This window comes from Nonomuraea turkmeniaca (assembly GCF_005889735.1).
GTDB classification, from domain to species: Bacteria; Actinomycetota; Actinomycetes; order Streptosporangiales; family Streptosporangiaceae; genus Nonomuraea; species Nonomuraea turkmeniaca.
This window is the reverse complement of sequence record NZ_VCKY01000322.1, coordinates 1-10,160: the sequence shown is the minus strand read 5'-3', so window position 1 is coordinate 10,160 and position 10,160 is coordinate 1. Positions and strand designations below refer to the sequence as shown.

13 protein-coding genes are annotated in these 10,160 nt (G+C 70.8%); 4 read left to right on the top strand and 9 right to left on the bottom strand.

The genetic code is table 11. The annotated features are described in order from the left end of the window. Positions 1-996, bottom strand: a 996-nt coding sequence (locus tag ETD86_RS49365; protein ID WP_138673538.1) for an Rv2578c family radical SAM protein, incomplete at its 3' end; no start/stop codon positions are given. 134 nt (positions 997-1,130) lie between these two features. On the opposite strand from ETD86_RS49365, the gene ETD86_RS49360 reads away from it, so the two are divergent. Next, a complete protein-coding gene (locus ETD86_RS49360; protein ID WP_138673537.1) occupies positions 1,131-1,409 on the top strand; it encodes a DUF3040 domain-containing protein in 279 nt (92 codons plus the stop codon). A 1-nt stretch (position 1,410) separates the two neighbouring features. Here ETD86_RS49360 and ETD86_RS49355 read toward each other — a convergent pair whose 3' ends face one another. Continuing rightward, positions 1,411-2,259: a polysaccharide deacetylase family protein gene (locus ETD86_RS49355; protein WP_138673536.1), complete on the bottom strand. Its 849-nt coding sequence runs from the start codon at positions 2,257-2,259 to the stop codon at positions 1,411-1,413. A 42-nt stretch (positions 2,260-2,301) separates the two neighbouring features. Beyond that, the gene (locus ETD86_RS49350) at positions 2,302-3,048 is read right to left on the bottom strand and encodes a siderophore-interacting protein (RefSeq protein ID WP_246149439.1); all 747 of its coding nucleotides are present in this window, start codon (positions 3,046-3,048) and stop codon (positions 2,302-2,304) included. 97 nt (positions 3,049-3,145) lie between these two features. Here ETD86_RS49350 and ETD86_RS49345 point away from each other — a divergent pair, with 97 nt between their 5' ends. Beyond that, positions 3,146-3,853, top strand: a complete 708-nt coding sequence (locus ETD86_RS49345) for a TetR/AcrR family transcriptional regulator (protein ID WP_138673534.1) — start codon at positions 3,146-3,148, stop codon at positions 3,851-3,853. Here ETD86_RS49345 and ETD86_RS49340 read toward each other — a convergent pair. After that, the gene (locus ETD86_RS49340) at positions 3,832-4,314 is read right to left on the bottom strand and encodes an OsmC family protein (RefSeq protein ID WP_138673533.1); all 483 of its coding nucleotides are present in this window, start codon (positions 4,312-4,314) and stop codon (positions 3,832-3,834) included. The two genes, ETD86_RS49345 and ETD86_RS49340, sit on opposite strands and share 22 nt — an antisense overlap. After that, positions 4,311-4,952 carry a GntR family transcriptional regulator gene (locus ETD86_RS49335; protein ID WP_138673532.1) on the bottom strand — a complete coding sequence of 214 codons (642 nt, stop codon included), beginning with the start codon at positions 4,950-4,952 and terminating at the stop codon, positions 4,311-4,313. Before ETD86_RS49335 ends, ETD86_RS49340 begins: the two co-directional genes overlap by 4 nt. Before the next feature lie 295 nt (positions 4,953-5,247). Here ETD86_RS49335 and ETD86_RS49330 point away from each other — a divergent pair, with 295 nt between their 5' ends. Together ETD86_RS49330 and ETD86_RS49325 are read left to right on the top strand one after the other, a co-directional pair. Next, entirely contained in the window at positions 5,248-5,895 is a 648-nt protein-coding gene (locus tag ETD86_RS49330) for a PadR family transcriptional regulator (RefSeq protein ID WP_138673531.1), read from the top strand. Between the two features lie 139 nt (positions 5,896-6,034). Further along, positions 6,035-6,892 (top strand): alpha/beta fold hydrolase, encoded by an 858-nt coding sequence (locus ETD86_RS49325; RefSeq protein ID WP_170223720.1) that lies wholly within the window; start codon positions 6,035-6,037, stop codon positions 6,890-6,892. Here the strand turns inward: ETD86_RS49325 and ETD86_RS49320 are convergent. From ETD86_RS49320 to ETD86_RS59800, 4 genes are all read right to left on the bottom strand, one after another. After that, positions 6,879-8,453 carry a penicillin-binding transpeptidase domain-containing protein gene (locus ETD86_RS49320; protein ID WP_246149438.1) on the bottom strand — a complete coding sequence of 525 codons (1,575 nt, stop codon included), beginning with the start codon at positions 8,451-8,453 and terminating at the stop codon, positions 6,879-6,881. The genes ETD86_RS49325 and ETD86_RS49320 overlap by 14 nt on opposite strands. 46 nt (positions 8,454-8,499) lie before the next feature. Next, positions 8,500-9,192: a lysophospholipid acyltransferase family protein gene (locus ETD86_RS49315; protein ID WP_246149437.1), complete on the bottom strand. Its 693-nt coding sequence runs from the start codon at positions 9,190-9,192 to the stop codon at positions 8,500-8,502. Positions 9,193-9,428: 236 nt separating this feature from the next. Continuing rightward, the gene (locus ETD86_RS49310; RefSeq protein WP_246149436.1) at positions 9,429-10,028 is read right to left on the bottom strand and encodes an NUDIX hydrolase; all 600 of its coding nucleotides are present in this window, start codon (positions 10,026-10,028) and stop codon (positions 9,429-9,431) included. 12 nt (positions 10,029-10,040) lie between these two features. After that, on the bottom strand, positions 10,041-10,151 hold the full coding sequence (locus ETD86_RS59800; protein WP_425465709.1) for a hypothetical protein: 111 nt from the start codon (positions 10,149-10,151) through the stop codon (positions 10,041-10,043). Positions 10,152-10,160: the final 9 nt, after the last annotated feature.

Sequence of the window (10,160 nt, the reverse complement as noted above, 5' to 3'; positions counted from 1 at the left end):
GGGTGGGAGGCGGCGGGCCATGGCCGGGGTGGCACGGCCGACGCCGAAGCGTCCGGCCAGCTCCTTGACCTGTGCCGTGATCCGCTGCTGGTACGCCTTCGGCGCGTAGGCGCCGCGACCGTACAGCTCCAGGTAGCGCGGCACCAGGCGCGGATGCTCGCGCGAGAGCCAGCTCAGCCACCACTCCCGCGCCCCCGGCCGCAGGTGCAGCACGATGGGGGCGATGTGGGTGGCGCCCGAGTCGGCGATCTCCTTCACCGTGCGTTCGAGCTGGGCAGGGGAGTCGGTGAGGTAGGGCAGGATCGGCGCCATCAGCACCCCGCACGCGATGCCGTTGTCGTTGAGCGTGGCGCAGGCCTCCAGCCGCCGGCGCGGATGGGGCGTGCCCGGCTCCACCGCCCGCCACATCCCCGGATCGACGAACCCGGCCGACACGCTGGCGCTCACCTCGGTCACCTCCGCAGCCTCGGTGAGCAGGTCGAGGTCGCGGAGGATCAGCGTGCCCTTGGTGAGGATCGAGAACGGATTGGCGGCGTCACGCAGAGCGGCCAGGATGCCGCGCATCAGCCGGTAGCGGCCCTCCGCACGCTGGTAGCAGTCGACGTTGGTGCCCATGGCGATGTGGTGGCCGCCCCACCGGGGCGAGGCCAGCTCCTTGCGGGCCAGCTCAGCGGCGTTGACCTTGACAACGATCTTGGAATCGAAGTCCGCTCCGGCATCCAAATCTAGATATTCATGCGTTTTTCGGGCAAAACAGTAAATACAGCTATGGCTGCATCCGCGATAGGGGTTGATCGTGTACTCGAACGGCACGCGACTGGCGGCCGGCACGCGGTTGACGATGGACCGGGCGCGGATCTCGTAGAAGGTCATGCCCTTGAACTCGGGCGTGTCGAAGGTGCGGGTGACCGCGCCGCGAGCGAAGAGCGGCGCCGCCGGATCGTCCGGTTCGGACGCGCCCACTCGATCGGTCAGACGCAGGTTGTCCCAGCGCATGCCATGATTAGAACAAAAGTTCGAGCTTGATCGCAAGCCGAAAAGAGAGTGCAATTACCTGGTCAGGCTGGGGCTAATGATCTTCATGGTTGGGCAGGAAAACGCCACAGAGCTTGCGTTCCGGAGGTGCGTCTATGGCCTGGTCGCAGGATGAGGAGCGGATGCTGGCCCAGATCGAGCAGCACCTCGTCGAGGACGATCCGCGACTCGTCGCTCGACTGGAGTCGTTCAACGAGCGGGTCCGTCGCAGCGAGGCGAGGTCGAAAGGTGAGCCCGCCGACCGGCGACGGCCGCGCCGCTCGACGGTCATCATCCTGATCAGCTGGCTGCTCATCGCCACGCTGGTCGCCACACTTCTGATCATGGTTCTCCGTGACGACGCCGCCGCGCTCGCGTGGGCGGCCGCCGTCTGAGTCACGTGGTCCAGGCCCGCTGGACGGCCTCGTACCCGATCACCGTGATCCCCTCCTGTCGCAGCAGCTCGCGAGCCTGAGGCGAGGTGAGGAACGCGTAGTCGCTCCGGCGTACCCGCCACCCGTGCGGATCGACCGTCCGTGACTCCTCGCCTCCCAGGCCGGGATGCACCGCCCACTCGCTCAGCCCCGCCGGTAGATCGCGCAGCCGCTGGGCGTACGCGGCCGCCTTGCCGTCCAGGTCCAGCGCGAAGCTGTCCAGGAAGTCGTGGTCGACGGCCGGCAGGCCGCGGCCGCGCAGCAGCGTACGGGCGGGGTCCAGCCAGGCCCGCACCGCCAGGCCGTACTCGCCGGCCAGGGCCGCGGTCAGTTCGAACACGTCCTCCCGCCCGCCGTCGGCCAGGCAGTGCCAATCCAGGTGGACCGGTGTGAGGCCCGCGTCGAGCACGGCGTGGATCTGCGCGCGGAACTCGGTCTCGACCTCGTCGATCCTGGCGCGGGCGAGGAGTTCGGGGATGCGGTCGTGGGTGTGGAGCCGGCCCGTCTCGTCGAGCAGTGACGGCACCTCCGCCTGGTCGGTGAGCGGCCCCCACGGGTGGCCCGGCAGCTCGCACACCAGGGTCAGGTGGATTCCGAAAGGGAGCTCCGGACGGTCACGCAGCAGGTGCATGGCGTGGCCCGCGGCCGGGCACGGCGTCATCAGGCTGCAGGAGGCGGCGATCCCGTCCTCGATCGAGCGGACGACGGCCTCGTTGACGTCCCGGTAGATGCCGAAGTCATCGTTGTTGACGATCAGCAGGCGCGCATTCGGAGAGAATCCCAGCAACTCGCTGGAGGATCGTGCAGGCATGTCCTCAGCGTGATCACCGTGAAGGGCCTGCACAAACGATTTTCAGTGCAGTCCGCGTTTTCCCGGCGTCCAGAACGGCTTGACCTTGATCGACGTACGCGGCCAGTTGCGCTCGCGTACGAGATAGTCCCTGATCATCTGGCACGTCCGGGCCTCGCCGGCGAGGTAGGCGGCGCCGGCGTTGCCCGGCAGGGCCAGGCCGGCGACCGCGGCGAGGAGCGTCCGCGACGAGGCCGCGGGCGCGCCCGCGCGATGCACCCGGCGCAGCTCGTGCGGGCCCGGCAGGGGCGGGTCGTGCTCGGGGGAGTCGCTCTCCAGCACGCCGTGCACCCGCGCCCGCGCTCCCAGGGCGCGGATCATCGGGCCGAACGCCGCGCTCGCCGTCTCGTCGCCGGCGAACAGGTGGAACGGCGCGTCGTCGCGGGTGAAGAAGTCGCCCTGCGGCCACCAGAACGTCACAGGATCGCCGGGCGCGGCCTCGAGGGCCCAGCGCAGCCCGATGCCGTCGCCGTCGTAGAGGTGCGCCCGCAGCTCCAGACCCCGCCGGTCCGAGTCCAGCTCCCAGATCGTGTACGTGCGCAACGTGTCGGCGGGGCGCAGGATGCCCTGCAGCGACAGGGGGTCGTTGAGCTGCACCCGGATGTGCTGGCCCGGCCGGTAGGGAAAGGCGATCGGCGTGCCGGTCGCCAGGCGGATGCGGCGCATCGTGGGCGTGACGAGCCCGGTTTCGGTGACCTTCGCCGTCATGACGTACTTGGCGAAGGTGCGCGCGAGGGGATTCCTGCTCAACTCCAACGTCTCCTTTATGCCTGTAAGTTTGCTTAGAGGCATAAAGGAAACATAGATGCCATAGGATGTCAACGGACGTGTCGAGGAGGGGAGTGCGATGGTCGCGCAGGGCAGGCGTGCAAGGGTCCGGCAGGCGACGCTGGCGGAGATCCGCGCGACAGCGCGCAGGCTGCTGATCGAGCAGGGCTCGGCCGCTGTGACGATCAACGCCGTGGCCAGGGAGATGGGAATGAGCGGACCGGCGCTCTACCACTACTTCGCCGGCCACGAGGAGCTGGTCGGGGCGGTCACCGCCGACTTCTTCCGCGAGCTGACCGAGGTCATGGAGGCGGCGCGGGACGAGCACCCGCCGGGGGATCACGGCCCGCGGCTGCTGGCGACGTGCCGGGCGATGCGGACGTGGGCGATCACGCACCGGCCGGAGTTCGGGTGGGTGTTCGCCAGCCCGATCACCAGCGAGCGGCGGCCGGACTCGCCGCGCGAGCTGGCCGGGCGCGACTTCGAGCACGTCTTCCTGGAGGAGTTCGCGGCGCTGTGGGAGAGCCGCCCGTTCCCCGTGCCGGCCGAGCTGGATCCGTCGATCAGGCGGCAGCTTCAGGCGTACACGGCCTCGCTCGGGCTCGGACTGCCCGTGGAGGCCGTGCACGTCTTCCTATCGTGCTGGATCAGGCTGTACGGGCTGCTCTGCATGGAGGTGCTCGGCCAGCTCGACTTCGCCTACACGGACCTGGAGCCGGTCTTCGAGGAGTGCCTGCGGGAGATCGCGCCCAGGCTCGGGCTCGACTACGAGGCCGCGGCGCCCTGAACGCGCACGACCGGCTCGTGGCGCACCGGGAAGTTGACCGAGGAGGCGATGAAACACACCTTGTGGGCGTCGGTGTGCAGCCGGGTGGCGGTCTCGGCCATCTCGCGCGTGGCCACGGTGACCTCCGGGCGCAGGACGACCTCGGTGAAGTGGCCGCCGTCCGCGGTCTCGGCCATGGTGCCGACGGCGCGGTCGACGTACTCGGTGACCACGACGTCCGCCACTGAGCACAGGTGCAGGAACGACAACATGTGGCACTGCGAGAGCGAGCCGACCAGCAGCTGCTCCGGGTTCCAGCGCGCCGGGTCGCCACGGAAGGCGGGGTCCGAGCTGGCGAGGATGACCGGCGGGCCCTCCGCGGACAGCTCGTGGTCGCGGGCGTAGTCGCGGTAGCCGCTGGTGCCGGCGCCCTTGTTGCCGGTCCAGGTCACGACCGTCGGGTACGTGTGCAGGCGACTCATCGGTGCTCCTCCTTGTGTGCGGTGCTGCGAGTGTCGAGGACGTGGGCGCGGGCGATGGCGGCGGCGGCCTCGTGGCGGCCGTCGGTGATCACGGCCAGCAGCTCGTCGTGCTGGCCCGACACGTGCGCCGGCCGGGACGGGGGCATGAGCGAGTGCAGGGTGGACACCTGGATCTGGTCCCAGATCCGCTCCAGCGCCTGCAGGGCCATCGTGTTGCCGGCCAGCTCCGCGATCGTCCGGTGGAAGCGGCGGTTGAGCCGCACCGCGTCGGCGAGGCGCCCTTCGGCCGTGGCGGTCGCTGTCCGCGTCGCGACGTCGTGCAGTGTCCGCAGGTCGGCGGGGGCGATGCGGCCCTCGCGCTGGCGGGCGGCGGCCAGCTCGGCCGTGAGCGCCTCCAGCGCGGCCCGCACCTGGTAGGCCTCGTTGAGATCGGCCTCCTCCAGTGCCACGACCACCACGCCGCGCCCGGCAGGGCGGACCAGGCCGTCGGCGGCCAGCATCCGCAGTGCCTCGCGCACCGGAGTGCGGCTCATCTCCAGGGTCGCCGCGGCCTCCATCTCGGTGAGCCGCGCGCCGGGCGGGTAGACGCCGTCGAGGATCAGCTCCCGCAGACGGCTGCAGGCCACGTCGGTTTGCATAGCGGCATTCTTGCATACATTGCATGCAAAGCTCGACCTCAAGTTTGGTTGAGCTCCCACGGTGGAGGCCATCGCCGAAGAGACGCCGGGAGTGGGCCGCGCTGGCCGCGCTCATCCTGCCGACCCTGCCGCTGTCGTTGGCCTGGGCGACGACGATGGCCGGGTGACGACGAAGGTTGGGGCGACGACGACGGCCGGGATGCTGGCAGATGGGACGGTGTCCGGCTGGCCTTGTGGGCGAATACTCGCCGACGTATACTCGCAGACAAATATAAGCGAGTGGAGGTGGAGAGGGATGGCGAAGCGGCGGCCGGTGGCGAACCTGCTGGCTCTGGCGGTGCTGACCGTGGTCGTCCAGCGCCCCATGCACCCGTACGAGATGGCCTCGGTCCTGCGGGCACGCGGCAAGGACCAGGACATGCCCATCAAGTGGGGATCTCTCTACACCGTCGTCCGCAACCTGGAGAAACACGGCCTGCTGGAGGCGGTGGAGAGTACCCGGCAGGGCGCCCGCCCCGAGCGGACCGTCTACCGTGTCACCGACGCCGGCCGCGTGGAGGCCGAGGACTGGACGCGGGAGTTGCTGTCCACCCCGCGGCCTGAGCCCTCGGCGTTCGAGGCCGGTCTGTCGGTGATGGCCGGGCTCGGCCCTGACGAGGTGGCGCCGCTGCTGCGGCAGCGGCTGGAGCTGCTGGAACGGCGGATCGAGGCCGGCAGGGAGGACCTGGCGCGGGAGCGGCAGGAGATGCCCCGGCTGTTCCTCGTCGAATCCGAGTACGCGCTGGCGATGCGGGAGGCGGAGGCGACCTGGGTGCGGTCGCTGCTGGCAGAGCTGGACGGGGGCACGTTCCCCGGCCAGGACGCCTGGCGGGCCTACCGCGAGACCGGCCGGCTGCCCGCCGACGTGGCGGACCTCGCCGAAAGGGGCAGCACGAGCGAATGAAAAACCCCGGCGGCGGTGCTGGCACACCGGCCGCCGGGTGAACCTCGCACCGACAGACCCGCGGAGCGGACCCCGGCCACGAGATGGCACTGGCAACAATAGCCGGGCTCCCTCCACGGACCGAACCATGGGAGCCATCATGATCACTCTGGACGAAGTGACGTCGAAGGACGGCACCACGATCACCTACCACCGGCTCGGCGACGGACCGGGGCTCGTGCTCGTGCACGGCGTCATGCAGACCGGCCACAGCAACATCGAGCTGGCCCGGGCCCTGGCCGCCGTCTTCACCTGCTACGTGCCCGACCGAAGGGGCCGGGGCCGCAGCGGCCCGTACGGACCGGGCTACGGGCTCCAGCGCGAGGTGGAGGACCTGGACGCGCTGCTCGATGCGACCGGCGCGCAGCACGTCGTCGGCGTGAGCTCGGGCGCCGTCGTCGCCTTACGCACCGCGATCGCCCGGCCGGCCCTGCGCACGGTCGTCGCGTTCGAGCCGCCGCTCGACCTCGGCGGCACCTACCCGGCCGGCTGGGTGGACCGCTTCGACCGGGAGATGGCCGCGGGACGCATCCCGGCGGCGCTGGTCACCGGCATGCTGGCCACCCGGCTGGGGCCTTCGTTCTTCAACGTGATGCCGCGGGCGGTGCTGGAGCTGCTCACCGCCATGATGCTGAAAAATCAGGAAAAGGCGGCCACCGGTGGAGAGCCGACGTACCGGGAGCTGGCGCCGAGCCTGCACTACGACGCCCAGCTGGTGGCGGAGACCACCGCCGACCTCGACGTCTACCGGTCCGTGGAGGCCGAGGTGCTGCTGCTCGGCGGCACGAAGAGCCCGGCGCACCTGAAAGCGGTGCTCACCGCCCTGGAAGGGGTGCTGCCGCGCACCCGGCGCGTGGACATGGCGGGCCTCGACCACAGTGCCACGTCGAACGCCGCCATGCGCGGCAAGCCGGAGCAGGTGGCGGCGGAGATCCGCCGCTTCATCACAAACCCTTGAGGAACGCCGCCGCCACGGGGGCGGCAACTTTGCCGCCCCCGCCGCCACCCTCAACGACCACCGCGAACGCCACATCGCCCTTGAACCCCATGAACCAGGCGTGGCTTTCCAGCTTCTCCCCGGTGCCGTACTCGGCGGTGCCGGTCTTGCCGTGCGTGCCGGCGGGCAGCCCCGCCGCCTTGGCGGTGCCCTTGGTGACCACGGCCGCCATCATGGCGTGCAGCTGCTCCTTCACTCCGCCCGGCAGCTCGCGTTCGGCGGCCTTCTGCTTCAGCGAGGGCACCAGCGTTGGCGGCCGCCAGGTGCCGTCGGCGATGGCCGCGGCCACCGACGCCATCGACAGCGGGCTGGCGGTGATCCTGGCCTGCCCGAACGCCTCCGCCGCCAGCTCGGCGTCCGACTGGGCCCGGGGGAAGCTGGCCTTGGTGGCCGGCACCCCGATGTTGAGCGGCTGGTTGAAACCCACGTCCTCGGCCACGTCGCGCAGCTTGTCCGCGCCCAGCTTCGACTGCGCCAGCGGCGCGAACGTCGTGTTGCACGAGTGGGCGAAGGAGTCCAGGAACGACAGCGACCCGAACTCCTCCTTGTCGGAGTTGCGGATCTTCAGGCCGCCGACGGTGGCGTACATCGGGCACGTGACCTGGTCCTGCGGCGACATGCCCGCCGCGAGCAGCCCGATCGCCGTGACGGCCTTGAACGTCGAGCCCGGCGGGTAGCGGCCGTCCAGCGCCCGGTTGAACCCGCCCTGGTTGTTGACCACGGCCAGGATCTCGCCGCTCGAGGGCCTGATCGCCACCATCGACGTCGGCTTCTCCATGTCCTTGACCGCACCCACCGCGGCGGCCTGCACGTGCGGGTCGAGCGTGGTCTGCACCGGCTCGCCGTCCGCGCCCTCGATGGTCTTCAGCGTCTTGCCGCCGAGCTGGATGTCGGTCGCAGGCGTGCCGGCCAGCCGCTCCTGGAACGTCTCCTGCAGCCCGCCCCGGCCGACCGCCTGCCCCACCTTGTAGGCGGAGCCCAGCTTGGTCACGTCCTTCTTGGTGGCCTTGTCCAGGTAGCCGACGAGCTGCTGCACAGACCCGCCCACCGAGCCGTCGTCGATGCGGCCGCCGTCGGCGTCGGTGATCTCGGCCCGCTGCGGCCAGCGCGTCTTGATCCCGAACGTCGCGCCGGCCGTCATCGACGGGTGCAGCGCCGCGGGATTCCAGTCCACTTTCCAGGCGCGGTCGGCCACCACCAGGTCGATCTGGCCGTCGTAGGACCACTCGCCGATGTTCTTCAAGGTCAGGGTCGCGGTGTACGGGACCCGCGCCATGTCGTCGCCCTCGGTGACCTTGCCCAGCCGGATCGAGGTCCGCTCCACCGAGAGCGCCCTGCGCTGCTGGTCGTAGCCGCCGAGCTGCTGCGCCGCGGCCAGCTCCTTGCTCATGGCGGACCAGTCGCCGGCCTGCCACGCGGCGGCGAAGCGCTGTGCGGTCTCCGCCGGGGTGCCGCGCGTGTGCAGCACGTAGTATGCGCCACCGGCCGCGGCGCCCACCGCGAGCACGGTGGCGGCGGACACGATCGCGATCGTACGGCCCCGCGCCACTGATCAGCCCCCCGACCCTCTAGCTCGATCCGTTGGATGCCTTGACGCTGGCAGCATAGACCGGGACGTACTCCTGCCCGGACAGCTTCTGGATCGCCGCCATGATCTCGTCGGTGACCCGGCGCCGGTCCTGGGCCTTGGTGTAGTCGCCCGTGAAGTGCATCGGCTCGCCGATCGCGATGCCGATCTTCGCGGGCCGCGGCACCGACGCGCCGACCGGCAGCACCTTCTCGGTGCCGCTGAGCGCCACCGGCAACACCGGCGCCCCCGTCTTGAGCGCCAGCCACGCCACCCCGATCTTGCCCCGGTAGAGCCGCCCGTCGGGCGAGCGGGTGCCCTCGGGGTGGATGCCGAACAACTCGCCCCGCTCCAGCAGCGCGGCGGCCTCATCGAGCATGGTTTGCGCGGCGTGGGCGCTCTCGCGGTCGATCGGCAGGCTCCCGCCCAGCTTCATGAAGAACCCGGAGATCGGGTTGCCGGAGAAGTACTCGTTCTTCGCGGTGAACGTCACGTGCCGCGGCAGCAGCGCGGGCAGCAGGAACGAGTCCAGCACCGACAGGTGGTTGGCGGCCAGGATCGCGGGCCCGCTCCTCGGCACGTGCGCCGCGCCGGAGATGTGCGGCCGGCACATCGCGTGCGCGAGCGGTGCAGCGGCGAACTTGACCACTTGGTAAAGCAACAGGCTCTCCTGGTTGATCGGGCGGTCGGCCACCCCACCATAAGGCAGGCGCCCCGCTGGTGAGCGGGGCGCCTGCGAAAGTCGTAAGGCCGATGTGGCGGTCGCCTCCTCGGCGAGATGCACAACACGGCTCCAGCCGAACGGTATTCCGTGAAGGCGGTAATTTGCGGCCCGGGGGACACTAACCACATCGGCACCTTGAGTTAAGCACACGGGTCGCCTCGGGAGGTAATCGTGCCTTCCGCATGGGCGCCCCGTGACCGCCCCGGTCAGGTCCTCGTCCAGTGCGGCTGGGCGACGTCGAAGACCCGCTGCTCGCGGCCACGCAGCGCCACCTCGGCGAACTGCCACAGGATGGCCCCGGTCGGCGCGTGGATCACGATCGAGGGCCCCAGCGGCATCTGCAGCAGCTCGCCCTCCCAGCGCGGCACTCCTGGGGCGAGGAACCGGTCCAGCGGCACCGCGTGCACCGAGGCCACCTCCCGCGGATCGGCCACCGGCTCCTGCCGGCCGCCGAACGCCACCACCGGCGTGATCACGAACCCCGAGTCGGTGACGAAGTCGTCGAGCAGCCCGGCCACCTCCACCCCGGTGACGCCGGTCTCCTCTGCCAGCTCCCGCAGCGCCGCCTCGACCGGCAGCTCCCCGTCGTCCAGCCGCCCCCCGGGCAGCGCCCACTGCCCGGGGTTGCGGCCGCGCGGCGCCCGCTTGATCAGGACCGTGTACGGGACGCTCTCGGCGTCCTCCAGCACGCACACGGTGACGGCGGCCCGGCGTATCCCCCCGGCCGGCGGCACCTCCCGGCGGTCGAAGGCGGCCAGCCGGTCGATGATCTGCGCACGCAGCGCGTCAATGGGCGACGACAGCACGTCCCCAGGATCTCACGCCCCTCCGCGCGGCAGCCGTACGGTGACCCGCAATCCGCCCTCCGGCCGCGCCACCGCCCCCACCTCGCCGCCGTGCGCCGCCACGATGGCCCGGACGATCGACAACCCCAGCCC